This window comes from Streptomyces sp. NBC_00354 (genome assembly GCF_036106915.1).
Classification (GTDB): domain Bacteria; phylum Actinomycetota; class Actinomycetes; order Streptomycetales; family Streptomycetaceae; genus Streptomyces.
Genome location: NZ_CP107983.1, coordinates 5,330,639 through 5,352,247 on the forward strand (window position 1 = coordinate 5,330,639; position 21,609 = coordinate 5,352,247).

At 72.7% G+C, this 21,609-nt stretch carries 22 protein-coding genes; 19 read left to right on the forward strand and 3 right to left on the reverse strand.

Features of this window, described 5'->3' with window-relative positions:
* Positions 1 to 148 precede the first annotated feature (148 nt).
* Together OHT74_RS24385 and OHT74_RS24390 are read left to right on the forward strand one after the other, a co-directional pair.
* Entirely contained in the window at positions 149 to 1,168 is a 1,020-nt protein-coding gene (locus OHT74_RS24385) for a hypothetical protein (protein WP_328621377.1), read from the forward strand.
* Positions 1,169 to 1,178: 10 nt separating this feature from the next.
* Positions 1,179 to 1,631, forward strand: coding sequence for a very short patch repair endonuclease (locus OHT74_RS24390; protein ID WP_328621378.1), 453 nt, complete (start codon positions 1,179 to 1,181; stop codon positions 1,629 to 1,631).
* 36 nt (positions 1,632 to 1,667) lie between these two features.
* On the opposite strand, the gene OHT74_RS24395 is transcribed toward OHT74_RS24390, so the two are convergent.
* Entirely contained in the window at positions 1,668 to 2,669 is a 1,002-nt protein-coding gene (locus OHT74_RS24395; protein ID WP_328621379.1) for a hypothetical protein, read from the reverse strand.
* A gap of 68 nt (positions 2,670 to 2,737) precedes the next feature.
* Between OHT74_RS24395 and OHT74_RS24400 the strand changes: the two genes are divergently transcribed.
* The 4 genes from OHT74_RS24400 (at position 2,738) to OHT74_RS24415 (ending at position 5,664) form a co-directional block, all read left to right on the forward strand.
* Complete coding sequence (locus tag OHT74_RS24400) at positions 2,738 to 3,532, forward strand: class E sortase (RefSeq protein ID WP_443047726.1); 795 nt, start codon at positions 2,738 to 2,740, stop codon at positions 3,530 to 3,532.
* Positions 3,533 to 3,612: 80 nt separating this feature from the next.
* A complete protein-coding gene (locus OHT74_RS24405; protein WP_328621381.1) occupies positions 3,613 to 3,888 on the forward strand; it encodes a DUF6412 domain-containing protein in 276 nt (91 codons plus the stop codon).
* A gap of 116 nt (positions 3,889 to 4,004) precedes the next feature.
* Positions 4,005 to 4,685, forward strand: a complete 681-nt coding sequence (locus OHT74_RS24410) for a YidC/Oxa1 family membrane protein insertase (RefSeq protein ID WP_328621382.1) — start codon at positions 4,005 to 4,007, stop codon at positions 4,683 to 4,685.
* Between the two features lie 121 nt (positions 4,686 to 4,806).
* Positions 4,807 to 5,664, forward strand: a complete 858-nt coding sequence (locus OHT74_RS24415; RefSeq protein ID WP_328621383.1) for a fumarylacetoacetate hydrolase family protein — start codon at positions 4,807 to 4,809, stop codon at positions 5,662 to 5,664.
* Between the two features lie 126 nt (positions 5,665 to 5,790).
* Here OHT74_RS24415 and OHT74_RS24420 read toward each other — a convergent pair whose 3' ends face one another.
* Together OHT74_RS24420 and OHT74_RS24425 are read right to left on the reverse strand one after the other, a co-directional pair.
* Positions 5,791 to 7,014, reverse strand: coding sequence for an ALF repeat-containing protein (locus OHT74_RS24420; protein ID WP_328621384.1), 1,224 nt, complete (start codon positions 7,012 to 7,014; stop codon positions 5,791 to 5,793).
* Positions 7,015 to 7,095: 81 nt separating this feature from the next.
* Positions 7,096 to 8,229, reverse strand: coding sequence for a Gfo/Idh/MocA family oxidoreductase (locus tag OHT74_RS24425; protein WP_328621385.1), 1,134 nt, complete (start codon positions 8,227 to 8,229; stop codon positions 7,096 to 7,098).
* Between OHT74_RS24425 and OHT74_RS24430 the strand changes: the two genes are divergently transcribed.
* The 13 genes from OHT74_RS24430 to OHT74_RS24490 all read left to right on the forward strand — a co-directional run bounded on the left by OHT74_RS24430 (position 8,219) and on the right by OHT74_RS24490 (position 21,576).
* Positions 8,219 to 9,373, forward strand: a complete 1,155-nt coding sequence (locus tag OHT74_RS24430) for an ROK family transcriptional regulator (RefSeq protein ID WP_443047506.1) — start codon at positions 8,219 to 8,221, stop codon at positions 9,371 to 9,373. The genes OHT74_RS24425 and OHT74_RS24430 overlap by 11 nt on opposite strands.
* A gap of 487 nt (positions 9,374 to 9,860) precedes the next feature.
* A complete protein-coding gene (locus OHT74_RS24435; RefSeq protein ID WP_328621387.1) occupies positions 9,861 to 10,601 on the forward strand; it encodes a hypothetical protein in 741 nt (246 codons plus the stop codon).
* 99 nt (positions 10,602 to 10,700) lie between these two features.
* Entirely contained in the window at positions 10,701 to 11,468 is a 768-nt protein-coding gene (locus OHT74_RS24440) for a GntR family transcriptional regulator (protein ID WP_266666730.1), read from the forward strand.
* A gap of 156 nt (positions 11,469 to 11,624) precedes the next feature.
* Positions 11,625 to 12,746, forward strand: coding sequence for a TIGR03364 family FAD-dependent oxidoreductase (locus OHT74_RS24445; RefSeq protein WP_328621388.1), 1,122 nt, complete (start codon positions 11,625 to 11,627; stop codon positions 12,744 to 12,746).
* Between the two features lie 14 nt (positions 12,747 to 12,760).
* On the forward strand, positions 12,761 to 13,471 hold the full coding sequence (locus OHT74_RS24450; RefSeq protein WP_328621389.1) for a phosphonatase-like hydrolase: 711 nt from the start codon (positions 12,761 to 12,763) through the stop codon (positions 13,469 to 13,471).
* The gene (locus OHT74_RS24455) at positions 13,468 to 14,517 is read left to right on the forward strand and encodes an ABC transporter ATP-binding protein (protein ID WP_328621390.1); all 1,050 of its coding nucleotides are present in this window, start codon (positions 13,468 to 13,470) and stop codon (positions 14,515 to 14,517) included. Before OHT74_RS24450 ends, OHT74_RS24455 begins: the two co-directional genes overlap by 4 nt.
* The gene (locus OHT74_RS24460) at positions 14,510 to 15,553 is read left to right on the forward strand and encodes a 2-aminoethylphosphonate ABC transporter permease subunit (protein ID WP_328621391.1); all 1,044 of its coding nucleotides are present in this window, start codon (positions 14,510 to 14,512) and stop codon (positions 15,551 to 15,553) included. The genes OHT74_RS24455 and OHT74_RS24460 overlap by 8 nt, the downstream gene beginning before the upstream one ends.
* Positions 15,540 to 16,337 (forward strand): ABC transporter permease, encoded by a 798-nt coding sequence (locus OHT74_RS24465; RefSeq protein ID WP_328621392.1) that lies wholly within the window; start codon positions 15,540 to 15,542, stop codon positions 16,335 to 16,337. Before OHT74_RS24460 ends, OHT74_RS24465 begins: the two co-directional genes overlap by 14 nt.
* A gap of 26 nt (positions 16,338 to 16,363) precedes the next feature.
* The gene (locus OHT74_RS24470; protein WP_328621393.1) at positions 16,364 to 17,464 is read left to right on the forward strand and encodes a 2-aminoethylphosphonate ABC transporter substrate-binding protein; all 1,101 of its coding nucleotides are present in this window, start codon (positions 16,364 to 16,366) and stop codon (positions 17,462 to 17,464) included.
* Positions 17,465 to 17,646: 182 nt separating this feature from the next.
* Positions 17,647 to 19,170, forward strand: a complete 1,524-nt coding sequence (locus OHT74_RS24475; RefSeq protein ID WP_328621394.1) for an alkaline phosphatase family protein — start codon at positions 17,647 to 17,649, stop codon at positions 19,168 to 19,170.
* Between the two features lie 136 nt (positions 19,171 to 19,306).
* Positions 19,307 to 20,086, forward strand: a complete 780-nt coding sequence (locus OHT74_RS24480; protein WP_266666746.1) for an HAD-IIA family hydrolase — start codon at positions 19,307 to 19,309, stop codon at positions 20,084 to 20,086.
* 79 nt (positions 20,087 to 20,165) lie between these two features.
* Positions 20,166 to 20,807 carry a hypothetical protein gene (locus OHT74_RS24485; protein WP_328621395.1) on the forward strand — a complete coding sequence of 214 codons (642 nt, stop codon included), beginning with the start codon at positions 20,166 to 20,168 and terminating at the stop codon, positions 20,805 to 20,807.
* A gap of 10 nt (positions 20,808 to 20,817) precedes the next feature.
* Entirely contained in the window at positions 20,818 to 21,576 is a 759-nt protein-coding gene (locus OHT74_RS24490) for a class F sortase (RefSeq protein ID WP_328621396.1), read from the forward strand.
* The last annotated feature ends 33 nt before the right edge of the window (positions 21,577 to 21,609 follow it).

A 21,609-nucleotide genomic window follows, 5' to 3' on the forward strand; every position in this document is an offset into this window, starting at 1 on the left:
TCCCCCTAGGTGTCCCCGGCCCGGAGCCGGGCATACCGCCGACATGATCACTACGCAACAGACGCCAGACCACACCCGGCCAGCGACCCACAGGCCCCCCGGCCGGACGACAAGCAGCCGGAGGCCCGCGCAGCCGGCCGGGCAGACGATGAATGACCGCAGGCCCGGGAAGGCGACCGGGCAAACGGCCGCCGCCCACGCGGCCCGCCGGCAGCTCAACCTGGCCACCCGCCACCAGCTCATCAGCGCAGGGGTGCCCGACGGCACGATCACCTCCCGCACCCGCCCGGGCGGGCCCTGGCAACGCTTACTTCCCCGGGTCTACCTCCTGCAGACCGGGCCACCGGACCACCGCCAACGCGCCCTCGCCGCCGTCCTGTACGCCGCCGAGCCCGCCGCGGACCCGCTGTCCGGCGAGACGGCCGTCCTCACCGGCGGCGCCGCCCTGGCCCTCCTCGGCATCCGCGACGTCCCGTACACCCCGGCCGATGTCCTGGTCCGTGCCCCGCGCCGGCTCACCGGGACCCCGGAGGTCCGCCCGCTGGCCACCGCCCGCTGGCCGCGCACCATCGCGGTGTCCGGCATCCCGAGCACCCGCCCGGTGCGGGCGGCGGCCGACTTCGCCTCCCGCGCCGAGGATCCGGCGCGGATCCGCTCGACCCTGGCCCATGTCGTCCAGGCCGGCTGGTGCCACCCGCAGGACCTGCACGCCGAGCTCCGCGCGGCCCGCCTCCTCTCCCGCCCGGCGATCCGCGCCGCCGCGTCGGAACTCGTCGCCGGGGTCCGCTCGATCGCCGAGGCCCTGGCCCGGGACACCCTGACGGCGACGGACCTCCCGACCCCGCTGTGGAACGCCCGCCTGTACACCCCGGACGGCACGTTCCTGGCCAGCCCGGACGCGTACTGGCCCGACGAGGGGGTCGCCCTGGAGATCGACTCGGCGGAGTACCACTACACGCGCGACGCCTGGCACGCCACCCTCCTGCGCCGCCTGCGCCTGGAGTCCCACGGCATCCTGGTGGTCAGCGCAACCCCGTCGATGATCCGCGACACCCCCACCCAGGTCACCGCCGCCCTCCGCACCTTCCTCACCCTGGGCACCACCCGCCCCACCCCACCCACGGCCCAAGCCCGCGGCCACGTGCAATTGGAGCTTCCCGCCGCGTGACAATGAGGGGGTGGAAGCCCTGGAGAGCACTCCCGAAGTACGCGCGCGCATGAGCCGGCAGAAGAACAAGAACACCAGCATCGAGATGGCCTTGCGCAGCGCACTGCATGCGGCGGGGCTGCGCTACCGAGTGCACCGCCGTCCGGTGAAGGGTGTGCGCCGCGAGGCCGACATCCTCTTCGGGCCGGCGCGCGTGGCGGTCTTCGTGGACGGCTGTTTCTGGCACGGATGCCCGGAGCACGCGACATGGCCGCGACGCAACGCGGAGTTCTGGCGCGCGAAGATCGAGGGCAATCGAGTCCGCGACCACGACACGGACCGCCGACTCGCGGACTCCGGCTGGCTGGCGGTCCGCGTCTGGGAACACGAGACGGCGGAGGAAGCGGCGGGGCGCGTGGTCGGGGTCGTTCGAGAACGACGTCAGGAGTTGGCCGCCAAGAGGCCGGGCACCGCCGCCCGTTGAGCGCGCCCGGCCGCCCCGTGAACGGTCATCGCCCGATCAATCGGCGGAGCCGTGACACTCGACGTACGGCTTGCCCGAGGTGCACCAGCACGGGGACGTGGGGGTGGGGGGCCAGGGGGTGGCTTTGCCGCGGGCTGCCAGGGTCGTGGCGTATTCCGGGAGGAGGGACGGGGAGGCCGGGGAGGTTTTCTCGGATGCCGCGAAGGCCTCGTACGAGGGGACGCTCGCCGTCACGATGCCGAGGTTCGTCGTGCCCGAGGCCGCCAGGGCGCGCAGGGACGTCTCGATGTGCGCGAGGTGCGCAGCGTGCGAGGGGTATTCCGCCGCCAGGGTGGGGTACGACGTGAGGAGCTCGGCCAGTTCCCGCTGGGGCCAGTGGAGGATGGCCACCGGGAACGGGCGGGAGAGGGCGGCGCGGCGGTCGCCCAGTTCGGCGCGGAGGCGGGCGATCTCGGCGCGGAGCTCGGCCGGGTCGTCTGAGCCGAGGGCCCAGATGCGCTTCGGGTCGTGGAGCTCGTCCAGCGGGATCGGGCCGATGTGGCGGGTGTCGGCGACCATGTCCCAGTCGTCGTGCGGGAGTCCGAGGAGGCGGCGGACCCGGTGGCGTCCCGTCAGGAGGGCTGTCGTGGCCGGGGTCAGGGGTGCGCTCTCCGTGATCAGGAGGGTGGCCGCCTGGGTGAAGCACTCCTCCGAGGTGGTCAACTCGTCGTGGGCCTCGAGGGCTTCCGCGATGACCTCCCAGGGGGCCGGGTCCGCGGGCGCGGCCGCGCGGATGCCCTGGATGAGGGCGCGGGCCTCGGGCTCGTGGCCGTACTCCCACAGGTTCGCGGCCTGGAGCGCCTTGATCAGGTGCGGGTCGGCAGGGGAGGCGGCGAGGAGTTGGTCGTACAGCGCGCTGGCGCGGTCCCGGGCGTCACCCAGTTCGAGGTGGGCCGCGGCCTGGAGGAGCAAAGGCTCCTGGTCCTCGGGGTAACGGGTCGCCGTGCGGATGAGGCGCTCGGCTTCGGCGATGTGCTCGGCAGGCGTGTCAGGGCGCATGGGTCACACCGTACTGCGGCTGGTCTGTTGACGGGGGAGGACTTAAGGTGCGGCCCGTGCGGGATCAGATGCGTGTGGTGGTGCAGGGGGGCGGCCGGCGCGGGCGGCGGGCCGGTCTTGCCGGGGTGCTGTGGGGCGCCGCCGAACTGGCCGTCACCGTAGGCGTGGTGGTGTTGTTGCTGGTGGTGCACCAGGTGTGGTGGACCAACCGGCAGGCCCTGGCCGCCGCGCACGAGCAGGTCCGGGAACTGGAGAGGGAGTGGAACTCCTCGCCTCCGGTCTCGCCCTCACCCTCGCCCTCGTCCTTGCCCTCGCCTTCTTCGTCCTCTTCCTCCGATGCTGCCGGTCCCTCCTCGGCCTCTTCTTCGGCTTCCTCGGGGAGCCCTGCCGTCCCGCCCGCCGGTGCGAAGCCGCCGCCGGCGCAGGAGTCGGCGTACGGGGTGCTGCGCGTCCCGCGGCTCGGTGTCGTCGTGCCCATCGCGCAGGGGGTCGACAAGCGGGCCGTGCTGGACAAGGGGTACGTCGGGCACTACCCGGGGACCGCGCAGCCCGGGGCGGAGGGGAACTTCGCACTCGCCGGGCACCGCAACACCCACGGCGAGCCGTTCCGGTACATCAACCGGTTGCGGGCCGGGGACGAGCTGATCGTCGATGTACGGGGGCAGCGGTACACGTACGTGGTGGGGAAGGTCTTGGGGGAGACCGGCGAGCGGGACACCGGGGTGATCGCGCCCGTGCCGCGCAGCACGGTCCGGCCGGAGTACGGGTACAGCGAGCCCGGCGCGTACATCACGCTCACCACCTGCACGCCCGAGTACACGTCCAAATATCGGCTCGTGGTGTGGGGAACCTTGAGGAGATAGCCCGCGTTCTTGTATGTGGTGAGTACGGATCTTGGAAGGGGGGACGCCGGATGCCTCGGCACGATCGTGGGCGACTGTTGATGTCCCTTCTGCTGTTCGCCGGGATTCTCGGGTTCCTCGGGCTGTTCGCCGGGGAGGGCGGGCTGGGCGCCGTCGTGATCGCCCTCGCCGCCACCGTCGCCGTGGGTGCCGCGGCCCTCGCCGCCCGGCTGGTACGGCCTGTGCCGCCCCACCGCATACGCACCGCGATCCGTGATCGCGAGCAGCGCACGGCGTTCCTGCCGCAGCGTGATCCCGACGCCTCGGGCCGGTCGCGGCCCAGGGCGCCCGGCCGTCCCGTCCTGACGGCCGCGTAGGGGCGCGCAGTAGTTCTTCTGTCCCTTTTGTAGTTCCTTGCTGTCGTGCCCCTCGTGGGTCGTCGCGCCGAAATGCAGTTCTTTCGACGTTCGACGAGACCCCTCGGAGGGCCCGCGTGTCCGTTTTCACCTCTCTTGTTGTCGAGCTGGGCCGGTTCCTGGAGCCGGTACTGGCCGAGTCCGCGACCGCTGCCGCGATCGTGCTGTTCACCGTGCTCGTACGGCTCGCCCTGCATCCGCTGAACCGGGCCGCGTTCCGCGGTGCGACCCCGGTGGCCGGCTGTCTGCCCGTGCTGCTCCAGCTGCCGGTGTTCTTCCTCATGTACCAGGCCTTCTCCTCGTCCGGCGAGCTGCTGGACCACCGGCTGTTCGCCGCCCCGCTCGGGGCCCGGTGGGGCGACGTCCTCGGGGACGGCGGCTTCCTCGGGGCGCAGGGGCTGGTCTTCCTCGGGCTGTTCGCGGCGATTGCGGCGGTCGCCGCGTGGAGCGCCGTACGGGGGCGGCAGGCTGCCGCCTTGGCTGCTGCCGCGGCCGCTTCGGCTCCCGTGGCGGCGGTCTCCCGCGCGAAGGGCAAGTCCGGGGTCGCCGCCGAGGTGAGCGCCGAGCAGCAGGCGATGCTGCGCAAGCTGGGCGGCGTACTGCCGCTGCTGTCGTTCGGGACGCTGATCACGGCGGCCGTGGTGCCGCTGGCCGCCGGGCTGTACCTGGTGACCACCACCGCATGGTCCGTGGCGGAGCGGGCCTGGCTCCAGTACCGCAAGGAGGCGGCCGAAGGGCGCGAGCGTTCCAGTCTGTGAACAGGGTCTTGCGGATTGGGCGGCCATCTTGGAGGATCAACCAATTCTCCGATGGCCGCAACCCATCGGCAGGCCCGGGCTTGCCCATGGGCCGACCACCCACGACCAGGGGAGAATGCCCATGAAGCTGCTGCGTGTCGGACCGGTCGGAGCGGAGCGTCCCGCGCTGCTCGACCAGGACGGGACCCTGCGCGACCTGTCCGGCCTGATCACGGATGTGGACGGCGCTCTGCTCGCCGACGTCTCCGTACTGTCCCGGGTACGGGACGCGGCGGCGGCCGGGCAGCTCCCGGTGCTGGACGCGGAGGGCCTGCGGATCGGTGCGCCGGTCGGCAGGATCGGCAAGATCGTGGGCATCGGGCTGAACTACTTCGGGCACGCGGCCGAGATCGGTGCGCAGCCGCCTGCCGAGCCCATCCTGTTCCTCAAGGCCGCGGACACCGTGGTCGGCCCGGACGACACCGTGCTGATACCGCGCGGCAGCGTGAAGACCGACTGGGAGGCCGAGCTCGGCGTCGTCATCGGCAGCACCGCCCGCTACCTGTCCTCCGCTGCGGAGGGCCTGGCGCACGTGGGCGGATACACGCTGGTCAACGACGTCTCGGAGCGCGAGTTCCAGATCGAGCGCGGCGGAACCTGGGACAAGGGCAAGAACTGCGAGACGTTCACCCCGCTGGGCCCGTGGCTGGTCACCGCCGACGAGGTCGAGGACCCGCAGGTCCTGGACGTGAAGCTGTGGGTCAACGGCGAGCTCAAGCAGGACGGCAACACCGCCGACCAGATCTTCCCGGTCGGCGAGGTCGTCCGGTACCTGAGCCAGTTCATGACCCTGTACCCGGGCGACGTCATCGTCACCGGCACCCCGGCGGGCGTGGCCATGGGCCAGCCGGAGCCGAAGCCGTACCTGCGGGCCGGTGACGTCGTGGAGCTGGAGATCGAGGGCCTCGGGCGTCAGCGCCAGGAGTTCAAGAGCGCGTAGCCGCGAGCGAGCAGGCGAGCAGGCGGGCAGGCGGGCGAAGCGAGGGAGGGGGGCCGTCTTTGGCGCCCCCCTCTCCTGCATCCGGTCGTATGCGGATGCGTGCGTACGCCGTGCCGGTCGGGTCGGTCAGCCCTTCGCCGACCCGCGGCGACGGCGGCCGGCGAAGACCAGGCCGGCGCCCGCGCCGAGCGCGGCGGCGCCGCCGCCCGCGATCAGGGCGGTCTGGGTGCCCGTGCTCGCGAGCGCGCCCGATCCGCCCGTCGTCGCCGTCACCTGGGTGTTGCCGCGCGACGTCGTGCCGGTGGCCACGGTCTGCTGGACGCCGCCGTCCTTGCCCGCCTCCGGCTTGCCGGTCTGCGCGTCGGCGGCCTTGTCCTTGTCGCGTGCCGTGAACTGCCCGGTCTTCAGGAACTCGACGCGGTCCGCGGGCGTGCCGTTGATCGCGATGATCGCGGCCTTCTTCAGCTCCGGGCCGGCCTTGTTGAGCATCGCCCAGATCAGGACCATGTTGTCGTCGTCGCGCAGCTCGTGCTGCGTGGTCGTCACGAACGTGCGCAGCTCCGCCGGGCTCGGGTTCCCCTTCAGGAGCGCGAGGATGCCCTCCTTCAGGCCCGGGCCGGCGCCGTCGAGCATCGTCAGCAGCGCCACGCGGTCGTCCACCGCCCGGATCTTGTGCTGCCCCGTCGCGACGAACTCGCGGACCTGCTCGGGCGTCCCGCCGTCCAGCAGCCGGTTGACCGCCTCGGTGATACCGCGGCCCGCCCCGTTCAGCATCCGCGCCAGCTCGACCCTGTCGTCCTCGAAGCGGGCCGTGTGCTGCCCGTTCTTGAGGAACTCGGTCAGCGCGGCCTGGGTGTCCGTCCTCAGGGCGGCCTTGCCGGCCTTCTGCACGGCCGGGCCGCCGACGCCGATGATCTGCGAGACCCGTACCCGGTCGTCGGTGAGCTGCTCCCGGGCCCACTCCACCTCGAGGAACTTCCGCGTCTCCGCGGCCGATCCCTTGAGCGCCTTCTCGGCCGCCTCGCGTACGCCCGGCCCGCTCGCCGGGTCGGCGAGGATCGCCTGGATGGCTGCCCGGTCCTTCGCGGCCTGGGGGCCCTCGGCCGGGTTCTCGGCCGGCTTGTCCGCGGGCTTGTCCGCCTGCTTCTCCGTCGGCCCGGCCGCAGCCGGGTCCGCAGGCTTCCCGGCAGGCCCCTGGTCCTCGGCCCCCTGGTCCGGCACGCTCGGAGCCGACGGCGTGGCCGGCGTGGCCGGCGACGAGGCGTCGGCGGCGAAGGCCGGCGAGGCGAGCAGGACGGCCGGGGCTATCGCGGCGGTGGCGACGACCGATGCGATCCGGGGCAGCTTCACAGACAGATTCCATTCTTTACATGCGTGACGATCTTCAACCTGTGCAGGATAGATCGCCCGCGACCCGCAAACTGTCCATTTTCAGGACAAGGCAGTGCCCGCGCCCGTGCTCAGCTCGACGGCCACCCCGTCCCGGGAAGACGTCCGCGCGGCCTCCAGCACGGCGAGGCACTGCGCCGCCTCGTGCGCGGTGACCGGCGCCGGGCCGCCCTCGCGCAGGGCCGCCGCCACCGCCGCGTAGTACGCGGGGTAGTCGCCCGGCACGGTCGGCACCGGGGCCCCGCCACCGGTCAGCGGGGACTCGCCGGATCCCACCCGGCCCCACAGGTGCTCGGGCTCCTCGCCCCACGGGTTCTCCCCGACGCCCGGCCGCTGCCCGTCGCGCAGGGCCGCCTCCTGCGGGTCCAGCCCGTACTTCACGTAGCCCGCGCGGGAGCCCAGTACGCGGAAGCGCGGACCCAGCTGCGCGGTGGTCGCGCTGACGTAGAAGTGGGAGCGGACCCCGTTCGCATGCGTGACGGCGATGAAGGTGTCGTCGTCCGCCTCGGCGCCGGGGCGGCGCACGTCGGTCTCCGCGTACACGCGCACGGCCGGGCCGAACAGCACGAGCGCCTGGTCGACGACATGGCTGCCGAGGTCGTACAGCAGGCCGCCGATCTCCTCCGGGGCCCCGGACTCGCGCCAGCCGCCCTTGAGCTGCGGACGCCACCGCTCGAACCGGGACTCGAAGCGCTGGATCTCGCCGAGCTCGCCGTCGGCGAGGAGGCGGCGCAGGGTGAGGAAGTCGTTGTCCCAGCGGCGGTTCTGGAACACGGACAGGAACGTGCCGGTCTTGTCGGCGAGGGCGGCGAGTTCGCGGGCCTCGGCGGCGGTGGCGGCGAGCGGCTTGTCCACGACGACCGGGATGCCGGCGTTGAGTGCGGCGGTGGCGAGCGGGACGTGGGTCTTGTTGGGGGAGGCGACGACGATCAGGTCGAGGGCGGGGGTGAGGTCCCAGAGCTCCTGCGCGGAGCCGACGATCCGGACGTCGGGGTACGCCTCGCGCGCCTGGGCCTGCCGGCCGGGGTCGGAGGTGACGACCGTGTCGAGGACGAGCCCGTCCGTGGCCGAGACGAGCGGCGCGTGGAAGACGGAACCGGCGAGTCCGTAGCCGACGAGGCCGACACGGAGGGGGGCGGAGGAGGCGGAGGGGGAGGGGGAGGAGATGGCGGTCATGGCTCCACTTTGGCAACAGCGTTGCCTAAGTGCAAGGAGGGTGGACAATGGAGAGGTGGACCGGGAGAGCAAGGGCAACGGAAGCGGCGTGAACCTACCGGCGCTGCGCGGGCACAACGACGCGCTGGTGCTGGGCCTGCTGCGCGAGGCGGGCATCGAAGGCCTCAGCCGCGCCGACCTCGCGGCCCTCACACGTCTCACCCCGCAGGCCGTCAGCAAGATTGCGGCGCGGCTGCGGGCGGAGGGGCTGGTCGCCGAAGCCGGGCGCGGCGCGTCCACCGGGGGCAAGCCGCGGACGCTGCTCCGGATGGTCTCGGGTGCCCGGCACGCCGTCGGCGTCCACGCCGACCGCGACGAGCTGCGGGCGGTACGGGTGGACATTGCGGGCACCGTCGTCGACCGGCTCCGAGGCCCCCTGGACTTCGGGGCCGGACCGGAGGCCACCGCGGAGGAGGTCGCACGCGCCGTGATCGGGCTGTGCGGGGAGGCGGGGACACGGTCCCTGCTGGGCGTGGGCGTCGCCGCGCCGGGGCCGCTGGACTGGCAGACGGGCGTACTGGGGCGGGTGACGGGACACCCCGACTGGGACGGGTTCCCGCTGCGGCAGGCGGTGGCGGAGCGGCTCGGACCCGACGCCCCGCCGGTGGTGCTGGACAAGGACACCAGCGCGGGCGCCGCCGCCCCCGGCCGCCGGGCCTTCGAAACCTCGCTCTACCTGCACCTGAGCACCGGCCTGGGGGCCGGGCTCCGGCTCAACGGAGAGGTCTACCGGGGGGAGCGGTCCACGGCCGGGGAGTTCGGACACCAGGTCCTGAGCCTGGACGGCCCGCCCTGCCGGTGCGGAGGCCGCGGTTGCGCGGAGGTGCTCTGCCTCGCGGCGGTGGCCCGCGGCGACCTCCCGGAGGCAGCGCGGATCCTGGGCGAGGGCGCTGCGAACGTGGTCGCGCTGCTGGACGTGGACCGGGTGTGGCTCGGGGGACGGGTGGTGGACTCCGCCCCGGAGGTTTTCGCGCAGGGCGTCCGCCGCGTCCTGGCGGCCCGCACCCTGGGCGGCCCGATTCCCGAGGTCGCCGCGTCCGAGGACGGCGTCGCCGAGGGCGCGGCGGAACTGGCCCTGGCCCCGCTGTTCGGCCGCGTGCGCTGAGGCTCCACCGCCCGGCGCGGCGCGCGGTGCCCGGCGCGATCCGCAGCCTTCCGCGGCGGCCGTCCGTGCATCGTGCCCGTCCGTGCATCACGGCCGTGCGTGCAACGTGCCCGTCCGTGCATCACGGCCGTGCGTGCATCACCGCCGTCCGTGCATCACGTTCGCCCCCCGGGGCCGTGATGCGGCGGCAGATTTCTGGCGCGACGTCATGCAGCGTGCCGGCCCTGCGTGTTGGGGTTGAGCCGGTGCTGTGGTGATGGGCGTGCGGTGTCGGTGTGGGTGCCGCCCGGCGGTTGGTGCGTCGCCCGCCGCGAGCCCGTGGGGGCGGCGGCCCGGCCCGGTGGGCCGATCAGGGGTAAGCGGGGGGTGGGGTGGCGTGGCGGGGGGAGAGGGGTGCGGGGGCGTGGGAGGGTGCGGGGAGGCCGGGGTGATTGTCGCCTCGTCCGACCATCCTCCCGTCCGGCGAGCAGCGAAGCGAAGGTCTTCCATGCGACTGCGCAAAGCCCTTGCCCTCTCCGCCGCCCTGGTCGCCGTCGCCCTCTCCGTGCCGAACGCCGCCGCGGACATCGGCAACGGCGGCGGCGCCCGGCCCGCGCCCGCGCTGCCGTCCCGGATCGAGGCCACCTGCGGCGACGGGAAGAGCACCGCCTTCCCCATCGGTGCGCGGATCCGCGGCGGGCCGGCCGTGTACCGGGCCGGCGGCGGGCCGCAGACCTGGTTCCTGGACCTCACGAACACGACGAACTCCGAGTGCACCGCCATCCACCCCGTCGTGGTGTTCACGGACAAGGCCCGTGCCCTGCTCCCCGCCCACTTCCGGATGGAGTTCGAGACGCCCGGCGGGACCCTCCCCGTCAGCCTCGAGCGGAGTGACCGCGACGAGATCATCGCCGTGTTCGACGGGGGCGAGGCCTTCTCCGGCTTCGCCGTCCGCGGCGGCGGCTCCCGGACCGTCACGGTCCGCCTGGCGTTCGCACCCGGCACCCCCGCCGGCGAGGTCGTGGCCGACGCCGCCCTCGTGCAGCGCCGGGCCGACGACGGCGACTGGGTCGGCGAGGCCGGCGGCTACCGGTTCTCCGTCGGGGGCCCGGAGGAAGAGACGGGCGCGGCGGGCTCCCTCGCCCACACCGGCCCCCGCGACTGGGCGTTCGCCACCGGCGCGGCGGCCGCCCTCGCCGTCGGCGGTGGCCTCCTGCTGACGGCCCGCCGACTGCGGACCCCCGCGTAGCCCGGCCGCCGTCGGTACCCCGGGCCCGCCCGGCACCCCGCCCACCCCCGTACCCCATCGCGCTGATCTGCGTACACCCCGTCCGCGTACAGTCCGAGGGTGGAAGAACAGAACCAGCATCACCGCCCCGGCTCGCCCGTCCGGTCCGGGATTCCGGAGCACGGCCGCATCCCCAAGTACTACGCCGTCAAGGCCCTCATCGCGGATCTCCTCGACGACCTCGGCGAGGGCGGGCTGCTGCCCACCGAGCGGGATCTCGCCGAGCGGTACGAGGTGTCCCGCGAGACCGTGCGGCAGGCCCTGCGCGAGCTGCTCCTGGAGGGCCGCCTCCGCCGCTCCGGCCGCGGTACCGTCGTCGCCGGTCCGAAGCTCGAACAGCCCCTCTCTCTCGCGAGCTACACCGAGGGCGTACGGCGCCAGGGCCGCCGGCCCGGCCGTAACCTCATCGGGCTCGAGCAGTTCCCCTGCCCTCCCGAGCTGGCCCCCGGCATCGGAGCCGAGCCCGGCGAGCCCGTTTGGCACCTGGAGCGCGTCCTGCTCGCCGACGACGAGCGGGTGGGCCTGGAGAGCACGTACATCCGGGTGGCACGGGCGCCCCGCCTCGACACCGAGTTCCAGCCGGACTCGTCCTTCTACGGGTACCTCCTCGACCGGCTCGGGATCTCGTTCGGGGACGCCGACGAGAAGCTGGAGACCGTCCTCGCGACCCCCCGCGAGGCCCTGCTGATCGGCACCCCGCCTGCCCTCCCCATGCTGCTCATCCACCGGTTCTCCCGGGACCAGGACGGGCGTCCGCTGGAGCGGGTGCGTTCGCTCTACCGTGGTGACCGGTTCAGCTTCACGACCCACCTGCGCCCCGAACAGTGACGAGCGGATCACCGCCAAGGCGCCGAAAAGGGACGGATCCAAGGCATATCCAGATCACTAGATGATAACGGGTCTAGTCCAAGCGTCGAGGGCTGTTCACCGTCCCGTTGCCACCGCGATCCCCCCGGTCCACGGGCCGCCACCACCGTGGAGCGCGTGAGAGTCATAGTCGTCGGAGGCGGCGTGGTCGGCACCATGCACGCCTGGCAAGCAGTCGAACGCGGCCACGAGGTCGTCCAGATCGAGCGAGAGGCGGAGGCCAGAGGCGCGTCACTGCGCAATTTCGGCCAGATCTGGGTCAGCGGACGGGCCGGGGGCGAGGAGCTCGAGACCGCCCTGCGCTCCCGTGAGCTCTGGGAGCGGATCGGCGCGGAGGTGCCCGGCCTGGGCTTCCGCGCGATCGGCTCCCTCACCCCGGTCCGCAACGCCCGCGAGTACGCGGTCGCCGAGGCGGCCGCCGCCCGCCCCGACGCCGCAGCCCGGGGCTACGAACTGGTCACCGCCGAAGAGGCGCGGCAGATCAACCCCGCCCTGCGCGGCGCCTTCGAGGCCGCCCTGTGGTGCGAGCGGGACGCGGCCGTCGAACCGCGCACGGCCCAGCTCCACCTGCGCGAGGCCCTCGAGTCGAGCGGCCGCTACACCTTCCTGCCCGGACGGGAGGTGCGCGAGGTCGTCGGCAACGGCGCCGTCCGCGACGACCACGGCGACGTCCACCGGGGCGACGCCGTCGTCCTCGCCACCGGCGCCTGGCTGTCGGGACTCGTCCGCGAGCTGGTCCCCGACCTGCCCGTGCGCCGCGTCCGGCTCCAGATGATGCAGACCGCCCCGCTCGGCGAGAAGCTCACCACCTCCATCGCGGACGCGGACAGCTTCCGCTACTACCCCGCGTACGAGAGCGACGCGCTCGACGCCCTCAACGGCGAGCAGGCGCAGGCGCCGATCGCCGCCGCGCACAAGATGCAGCTGCTGATGGTCCAGCGCCAGGACGGCGGACTGACCATCGGCGACACCCACGAGTACGAGCACCCCTTCGCGTTCGACACCCTCGAAGACCCGTACGCGTACCTCACCGAGGTCGTCGAGGGCTTCCTGGGCCGCCCGCTGCCGGAGATCCGGCGCCGCTGGGCGGGCGTGTACGCGCAGTGCACCGACACCACCCGCGTCGTCCACCGCCAGCAGGTGGCCGACGGCGTATGGCTGGTGACCGGACCCGGCGGCCGCGGGATGACCTGCTCGCCCGCCATAGCCGAGACCACCGCGAACGAACTGGGCTGGTAGAGGACATGAGCAACATGAGCAGTGCAAGCAGCACGAACAACGCGTCCCACCGCCTCGTCGTCCTCGACATGGCCGGCACCACCGTCGCCGACGGCGGCCTCGTCGAGCGCGCCTTCGAGCGCGCCGCCGAACGCATCGACGTCGAGCCCGGCAACGCCGACCACGCGGCCAAGCTCCAGTACGTCCGCGACACCATGGGCGAGTCGAAGATCTCCGTCTTCCGCCACCTCTTCGGCACGGAGGAGATGGCCCAGCGCGCCAACGCCGCCTTCGAGGAGGCGTACGGCGAGCTCGTCGACGGCGGGCTCATCGCCCCGGTCCCCGGCGCCCGCCAGGCCATCGAGAAGCTCCGCGCCGACGGCCGCACCGTCGTCCTGACCACCGGCTTCGCCCGCGTCACCCAGGACGCCATCCTCGACGCCCTCGGCTGGCAGGGCCTGGCCGACCTCACCCTCTGTCCCGCCGACGCGGGCGGCCGCGGCCGGCCCTACCCCGACATGGTGCTCGCCGCGTTCCTGCGCACCGGCGCCGCCGACGACGTACGGGAGGTGGTGGTCGCCGGCGACACCGCGTACGACATGCTCAGCGGCCGCCGCTCCGGCGCCGGGATCGTGGCCGGCGTCCTCACCGGCGCCCACGACCTCGCCGCGCTCACCGAGCACGGCGCGACCCACGTCCTCGAATCGATCGCCGAACTGCCCTCGATCCTGCTGGAGTCGGCGTGAGCGGCATCCGCTTCGAGGGGGTCAGCGTCGCGTACGGCGGCAACACCGTGCTGGACCGGCTCGACCTGACCGTCGAGCCGGGCGAGGTCATGGCGCTGCTCGGCCCCTCCGGCTCGGGCAAGACCACGGCGCTGCGCGCGGTCGCCGGTTTCGTACGGCCCGCCGCGGGCCGGGTGCTGATCGGCGGCCGGGACGTCACCGCGCTCCCGCCGCACAAGCGGGGCATCGGCATGGTCGTCCAGCAGTACGCGCTCTTCCCGCACATGCGGGTGGAGGACAACGTGGCGTTCGGCCTCAGGGCACAGAAGGCCCCCAAGGCCGAGATCCCGGGGCGCGTCGCCGAGGCGCTGGAGATGACCGGGATGGCGGCGTACGCCAAGCGCTACCCGCGCGAGCTGTCCGGCGGACAGCAGCAGCGCGTGGCGATCGCCCGCGCGCTGGCGATCCGGCCCGGGGTGCTCCTGCTCGACGAGCCGCTGTCCGCGCTCGACGCGCAGCTGCGCTCCGGGATGCTCGCCGAACTGGCCCGGCTGCACCGCGAACTGCCCGACGTATCGATTCTGTACGTCACGCACGACCAGGTGGAGGCGCTGACCCTCGCCGACCGGATCGCGGTCATGGACAAGGCGCGGCTGCAGGACTGCGGCACTCCGCAGGAGCTGTACCGGGCGCCGCGCACCGAGTTCACCGCGTCGTTCGTCGGCAACGCCAACCTGCTGCCGGTCACCGTCGCCGACTCGGGGGCGCTCTTCGCCGGGCGGGCCCTGCAGCTGGACCGGGGGCAGGCCGCGCCGGGCGCGAGCGCGACCCTGTGCGTACGGCCGCACCTGCTCGGCCTCGGGGCCGGGCCCAACGCGCTGACCGGCACGATCGCCGAGGTGCAGTGGCGGGGCTCGACGCACCGGCTGTACGTCGACGTCGACGGCCACCGCGTCAAGGCGGACCTGCCGGAGCTGCGCGAGACGCCCGCGCTGGGCGACACGGTGACGCTGCACTTCGAACCGCGGGACGCGGTGCTGCTGGCCGCAGGGGTGTCGGATGCCTGAGGCTTCGCGTCCCGCGACGCGGCGTACGACGGCCGTCCCGGCCGCCCGGCTGACCCCCGCCGAGCCCGGTCCGGCGGCGCGCTTGACGTCCGAGGCCCCGGGACCCCCGGCCGAAGCCCCCGCCGCGGCGGCAGGTCTCGGGCCCGGAACGGGCGCGGGGCCCGGCGCCGCCACCGTCCGCTCCCGCACCGCCCCGCCGGGGACCGGCATCCTGGTCCGCCTGCCGCGGGGAATATGGGCGATACCGCCCGTCGCCGTGCTCGCGCTGGTCTTCCTCTACCCCCTCGCGCTGGTCGTCCAGCAGTCTCTCACCCCCGAGAACGGCGGCGGAGCCTTCGACGCGTACGCCTCCGTCTTCCGCTCCCACGCCTTCCGCGAGGCGCTCGGGACCACGGTCTGGCTGGCCGCCGGCGCCACCGTCGGCTGCCTCGTCCTCGGCTTCGCGCTCGCGCTGATCATCGCCTTCGTCCCCTTCCCCGGGGCGCGCGGCGTCGCGAAGTTCATCGACGTCTTCCTCTCCTTCCCCTCCTTCCTCATCACCCTCGCCCTCCTCTTCATCTACGGCACCGTCGGCATGGCCAACGGGCTCTGGACCGACGTGACCGGCGCCGCCGACGGGCCGTTCCACTTCCTCACCACCCCGTGGGGCGTGCTGCTCGCGGAGATCACGTACTTCACGCCCTTCGTGATGCGCCCGCTGCTCGCCGCCTTCTCCCAACTCGACACCGCCCAGCTCGAAGCGGCCTCCTCGCTCGGGGCGAAGCCCGCCCGGATCATCCGGCGCGTGATCCTCCCCGAGGCCCTCCCGGCGCTCGCCGCCGGCGGCAGTCTCGTCCTGGTCATGTGCCTCAACGAGTTCGGGATCGTCCTGTTCACCGGAGCCAAGGACGTCACCACGCTCCCGATGCTCATCTACGGCAAGGCGATACTCGAATCCGACTACTCGGCCGCCTGCGTGGTCGCCGTCGTCAACATCGCGATCTCCGTCGGCCTGTTCGGCCTCTACCGGGTGGTGAGCAAGCGTGCTGGTGCATAGCAAGGCCGGCCGCTGGGCCGCCTGGGGCCTGTTCGGGCTCTTCTTCCTCCCCCTCTTCGCGCTGCCGCTGCTCGTCGTGGTGGCCGCGTCCTTCTCCACCCACTGGTCCGGCGCCTTCCCCTCCGGCCCGACCACCGGGAACTACGCCTCCGCCGTGCAGGGCGAATCCCTCCAGGCGCTGACCACCTCGCTGGTGACCGCCCTCGTCGCCAGCCTGCTCGCGCTCATCGTCGGCACCTGGGCCGCGCTGGCCGCCGCCGGGCTGAAGCGGCGCGGAAAGCGGTCCCTGGACGCCCTGTTCATGCTGCCGGTCGCCGTGCCGTCCGTGGTCGTCGGCCTCGCCGTCCTGGTCGCCTTCAGCAAGCCCCCGCTGCTGCTCAACGGCACCAGCTCAATCGTGATCCTGGCGCACACGATTCTTGTCACGGCGTTTGCCCATCAGTCGGTTTCGGCCGCCATCGTTCGTCTCGACCCCGCGTACGAACAGGCGGCGGCCTCTCTGGGCGCCCGTCCCGCGTACGTGCTGTGGCGGGTCAAGCTCCCCCTCCTGCTGCCGTCCCTGACGGCGGCCGCCGGACTCTGCTTCGCCCTGTCCATGGGCGAGCTGAGCGCCACGATGATGCTCTACCCGCCGGACTGGATGCCCCTCCCGGTCCGGATCTTCACCGCCACCGACCGCGGTTCGCTCTTCGGTGGTTCCGCCGTCGCCGTGGTCCTGATGGCCGCCACCCTGCTGGTCCTCCTGGCCGTCTCCCGCATCCGCACCAGAGCCACGTACCGCTGACTCCCTTTTCCCCGTAAGGAAGTTCCATGTCCAGCAACCTCAGAACCGCCAACAGCCATCGTCGCCTCCTGCGCATCACCGCCTCCGTCACCGGCAGCCTCGCCCTCGCCGCCGGCCTCACCGCCTGCGGCGGCTCGTCCTCCGACGGCTCCAAGGGCGGCGGCGAGAAGATCGTCACCGTCTACAGCGCCGACGGCCTCAAGAGCGACAAGGGCGACGGCTGGTACGACAAGGTCTTCGCCGACTTCACGAAGAAGACCGGCATCGAGGTCAAGTACGTCGAGGGCGGCTCGGGCGAGATGGTGCAGCGCGCCGTCCGGGAGAAGACCAACACCCAGGCCGACGTACTGGTCACCCTGCCGCCGTTCATCCAGCAGGCGAACGGCAAGGGCCTGCTCCAGGCCTACAAGCCGCAGGGCTCCGACAAGGTCAACGGGGCCAACAAGGCCGCCGACGGCAAGTGGACCTCGGTCGTCAACAACTACTTCGGCTTCGTCTACAACAAGAAGGAGCTCACGGAGGCGCCCAAGACCTGGGAGGAGCTGCTGGACGGCACGTACAAGGGCAAGCTCCAGTACTCCACCCCGGGCGTCGCGGGCGACGGCACCGCCGTCCTCATCAAGGCGATGCACGACTTCGGCGGCAAGGAGCCGGCGCTGGAGTACCTGAAGAAGCTCCAGGCCAACAACGTCGGCCCGTCCTCCTCCACCAGCAAGCTCGCGCCGAAGACCGACAAGGGCGAGCTGCTCGTCGCCAACGGCGACGTCCAGATGAACTTCGCGCAGTCCAAGTCCATGCCGAACCTGGGCATCTGGTTCCCCGCCAAGGACGGCGGCAAGCCGACCACCTTCGCCCTCCCGTACGCGGCCGGCCTGGTGGACAAGGCCCCGCACACCGAGAACGGCAAGAAGCTCCTCGACTACCTGCTCAGCGAGGACGCCCAGAAGCTGGTCAGCGAGGTCGGCGGCGGCTTCCCCGCGCGCACCGACGTCAAGCCGACCGACGCCAACGCCGTCGAACTCACCAAGCTGATGACGGGTGTCGAGGTCTTCGAGCCGGACTGGGCCGACATCGACAAGAACCTCGCGGGCTACGTGGACGCGTGGAAGTCGGCAACCGGAAGCTGACTGGTTGCCTCCTGGTCACCCACGACCAGGAAAGTGACGCTTGCATAACGGGTCTGGACCGAAGGCCGCACCTTCGGTCCGGACCCGGCGCACGTCCACGCGCACTTCGCGGCGTACGCCCTCAGGTACGCCCCCATGCAAGTCCACCTGCGCCTTCCCCACGATTACTCCCGGAGGAGTACGTGCCCACTGTCCTGTCAGGACGCGCCCTCGCCGTGACCGCCACCGCCACGGCCCTGCTCGCCACCGCCCTCGGAACGCACACGGCCACCGCCGAAGCGGCCGCCACGACCGACAAGGTCCTCGTCATCGGCATCGACGGCACGGTCCTGGACCGGGTCAAGGCCGCCAACGCCCCCAACCTGAACGGCCTGATGGCCCAGGGCCTGACCGCCAAGAGCACCCTGTACGCGAACCCGATGGCCGCCACCTCCTCGGGCCCCGGCTGGTCCACCATCGCCACCGGCGTCTGGCCCGACAAGCACGGCGTGAAGGACAACTCCTTCACCGGCAAGAACTACACGGCCTACCCGGACTTCCTGACCCGCATCGAGAACGCCAAGCCGGCGCTCAACACGTACGCGGCCGCCGACTGGGAGCCCATCACCTCCACCGACGCGGGCGGCCCGATCTTCTCCGCCAAGGTCGACAAGCGACTCAGCCTCAAGGGCGACCGCGACGGCTACGGCACCGAGGACCCGAAGATCGCCGCCGCGGCCTCCGCCGAGCTGCAGGGCCAGAACCCGGACGCCGCCTTCGTGTACTTCGGCCAGGTCGACGGCGCCGGGCACTCGTACGGCGCCGCCAGCCAGCAGTACCTCGACGCGATCGGCCGCGTCGACGTGATGGTCGGCCAGCTGCTCACCGCCGTCCAGAACCGCCCCACGTACGCCCAGGAGAACTGGAAGATCCTGGTCACCACCGACCACGGGCACACCGACGCGGGCGGCCACGGCGGCTCCACCATCCAGGAGCGCGGCACCTTCGTCATCGCCAAGGGCGCGGGTATCCCGGCCGGTTCGGTCCGGGGCGACGTCAAGCTCGTCGACGTGGCCGCCACCGCGATGGCGCAGGTCGGCGTCGACCCCGGCTCCGCGATCGACGGCATCCCGCTGAACGCCCCCGACGACAACGACCCGTTCGACACCCTGCGGCCGAACCTCCAGGGCCGCGTGGACGAGACGGGCATCCCCGCGGGCGTGAAGGGCTTCACACACACCCCGCCGGCCGGCTGGGCCGTCGACAACTCCAAGATGGGCACCGGCGGCGTCACCGAGTGGGCCGGCTGGGCCTTCGCGACCGACGAGTTCTGGAGCCAGGCCCAGCGCGACCAGTGGCGCGAGCTGAACGTCCGCTCCCGTGACGTGTTCGCCGTCGCCGACTCCGACGAGTGGGACGACAAGTCCCACACCGGCTCCTACGACTCCACCCTGATCACCCCCAAGTGGGCCGTGACCGGCGGCACCACGAAGAACCTCACTTTCCAGACGCACTACCACCACGAGGCCGGCCAGACCGCCCAGGTCCTGGTCTCCTACAACGGCGGTACGCCGACGGTCGTGAAGAGCTACACCGCCGACGCGGTCGCCAAGGCGGAGTCCCTGGCCCTCCAGGTCCCGGCCGGTGCCACCGACGTCCAGATCCGCTTCCGCTACGCCGGCACCAACAACTGGTACTGGACCGTCGACAACGTCAAGCTCGGCTGATCCAGGCCCCCGCGGTCCGGGCTGTGGACGCCCGAAGCGTCCACGGCCCGGCCCCGATAGGGTGGTCAAGACCAGGGGTCACAGGCCGAAGGTGACAGGTCAGAGGTCACGGCCACCGAGAGCGGAGAACAGTCCAGTGGCAGAGCGCAAGCCGATCGAATCCTGGCTCACCGACATGGACGGGGTCCTCATCCACGAGGGCACCCCGATCCCGGGCGCCGACGCCTTCATCAAGCGGCTGCGCGACTCCGGCAAGCCCTTCCTGGTCCTGACCAACAACTCCATCTACACCCCGCGCGACCTCCAGGCCCGGCTGTCCCGCATGGGCCTCGACGTCCCCGTCGAGAACATCTGGACTTCGGCCCTGGCCACCGCCAAGTTCCTCGACGACCAGCGCCCGGGCGGCACCGCGTACGTCATCGGCGAAGCCGGCCTCACCACCGCCCTGCACGACATCGGCTACATCCTGACCGACCACGAGCCCGACTACGTCGTCCTGGGCGAGACCCGGACGTACAGCTTCGAGGCGATGACGAAGGCGGTCCGCCTGATCAACGCGGGCGCCCGCTTCATCTGCACCAACCCCGACGAGACCGGCCCCTCCACCGAGGGACCGCTGCCCGCCACCGGCGCCGTCGCCGCACTGATCACCAAGGCGACCGGCAAGCAGCCGTACTTCGCCGGCAAGCCCAACCCGCTGATGATGCGGACCGGCCTGAACGCCATCGGCGCACACTCCGAGAGCAGCGCGATGATCGGCGACCGGATGGACACCGACGTCCTGGCCGGGCTCGAGGCCGGCATGCAGACCTTCCTCGTCCTGACCGGACTGACCTCCGCCGCGGACACCGAGAAGTTCCCCTACCGCCCGACCAAGACCGTCGCCTCCATCGCCGACCTGGTCGATCTCGTCTGATCCGAACGGGTCAAGCCCCCGGCGCTCCGGATGCGGAGCGCCGCGCCGCGCGTGAACCTCCTTGTTGAGGAGGTTCACCATGCGCAGTGCTCTGATCGCTCTCCGTGCCACCGGGGTGGCCGTCGCCCTGACGGCGCTCACCGCCGTGTCCGCGCCCACCGCCCTTGCGGCGGGTGAGGAGAACCGCGGCAACGTCTCGGTCGATCCGCACCAGGCCGAGCCGGGGGCGCAGGTCAAGCTGCGCGTCCGCGGGTGTGAGGACAAATGGGCGTCCGCCAAGTCGGCCGTCTTCGTGTCGGAGGTCCACCTGTCCTCCGGCCGCGACGGCGACAAGACGCTGACGGGCGACGCGATGGTCAGCTCCCAGGCCCAGCCCGGATGGCACGACATCCGGGTGAAGTGCGACGGAGGCGAGGATCGCGTCCGCGGCTCCATCGAGGTCGTCCGCCGCCGCGACGACCGCGAGAAGGAGCGCGAGAAGGAGCGCGACCGGCCGAACCCCCACCAGTCTCCCGTCCGGCCGGTCCACGCGGGCGGCGGCGGCATGTCCGCGGAGCTCGCCGCGCAGGCGCAGGACCAGGCAGCGGCGGCCAAGAAGAACCACGGGGGCGACGGCCCCGGCCTCCCGCACACCGTGATCGGCGCCGTGCTCGCCGCCGCGGCCACCCTGGCCGTCGCGTTCCGGGCGCTGACGCTGCGCCGGCGCCGCAGCGGCGAGTGAGGGCCCGCCGGTGACGGGCTCGGGGGAGCCCAGATCCTCCGGCAGCGGGCGGCTGCTGACCTTCGCCGCATGGTCCGTACTGGTGCTCGGCCTGTGGCTGTGGGGCCGCGAGATCACCGGCGTCCCGCCGAGCCCGTCCGCCGGACCGGCCGCAGGCTCGTCGATCCCGGTCCCGGGGCTGCCCGTCGCGCACACACCGCTGGTGGCGTCCGTACCCGCACGGGTCGACGTGCCGTCGATGGGCATCCAGGCTCCCGTGATCTCCCGCGGCCTCGACGCCCAGGGCGCCGTCGAGCCGCCGCCGTTCGACCGCCCCGGCACGGTCGGCTGGTGGGGCGGCGGCGCGAAGCCGGGCGAGGCCGGGACCGCGCTGCTGGTCGGGCACGTGGACACGGCGTCCAAGCCGGCGGTGTTCTACGGCCTGAGCTCGGCGCGCCCGGGCGGCACGGTGCGCGTGGTGCGGATGGACGGGTCGGTCGCCGAGTTCACCATCGAGGACGTACAGGTCTACGAGCGGGCCCGCTTCGACGCGCACCGGGCCTACGGCCCGCGGGTCCCGGGCCGGGCCGAGCTGCGCCTGGTGACCTGCGGGGGAACGTACGACAAGGCGGCGAAGGAGTACACGGCCAACGTCGTCGTCTCGGCCTACCTGACGGGCACGACCCCGCCCGCGAGGCCGGGTACGGGTACGGGCGCGGGCACGGGTACCGGCGCGGGCGGTGGCGCCGCAGGAGCGGGAGTCCGGTCCGGGCGCGGCGGCGTGAGGTGACACGCGCACGGTCGCGCGCACCGGCCCCGGCAC

Coding starts and splice junctions, on each gene's coding strand:
- OHT74_RS24385 (WP_328621377.1), top strand. CDS start 149: ATGAATGACCGCAGGCCCGGGAAGGCGACCGGGCAAACGGCCGCCGCC.
- OHT74_RS24395 (WP_328621379.1), bottom strand. CDS start 2,669: ATGCGCCCTGACACGCCTGCCGAGCACATCGCCGAAGCCGAGCGCCTC.
- OHT74_RS24400 (WP_443047726.1), top strand. CDS start 2,738: ATGCGTGTGGTGGTGCAGGGGGGCGGCCGGCGCGGGCGGCGGGCCGGT.
- OHT74_RS24405 (WP_328621381.1), top strand. CDS start 3,613: ATGTCCCTTCTGCTGTTCGCCGGGATTCTCGGGTTCCTCGGGCTGTTC.
- OHT74_RS24415 (WP_328621383.1), top strand. CDS start 4,807: ATGAAGCTGCTGCGTGTCGGACCGGTCGGAGCGGAGCGTCCCGCGCTG.
- OHT74_RS24430 (WP_443047506.1), top strand. CDS start 8,219: ATGGCGGTCATGGCTCCACTTTGGCAACAGCGTTGCCTAAGTGCAAGG.
- OHT74_RS24425 (WP_328621385.1), bottom strand. CDS start 8,229: ATGACCGCCATCTCCTCCCCCTCCCCCTCCGCCTCCTCCGCCCCCCTC.
- OHT74_RS24435 (WP_328621387.1), top strand. CDS start 9,861: ATGCGACTGCGCAAAGCCCTTGCCCTCTCCGCCGCCCTGGTCGCCGTC.
- OHT74_RS24450 (WP_328621389.1), top strand. CDS start 12,761: ATGAGCAGTGCAAGCAGCACGAACAACGCGTCCCACCGCCTCGTCGTC.
- OHT74_RS24460 (WP_328621391.1), top strand. CDS start 14,510: ATGCCTGAGGCTTCGCGTCCCGCGACGCGGCGTACGACGGCCGTCCCG.
- OHT74_RS24470 (WP_328621393.1), top strand. CDS start 16,364: ATGTCCAGCAACCTCAGAACCGCCAACAGCCATCGTCGCCTCCTGCGC.
- OHT74_RS24485 (WP_328621395.1), top strand. CDS start 20,166: ATGCGCAGTGCTCTGATCGCTCTCCGTGCCACCGGGGTGGCCGTCGCC.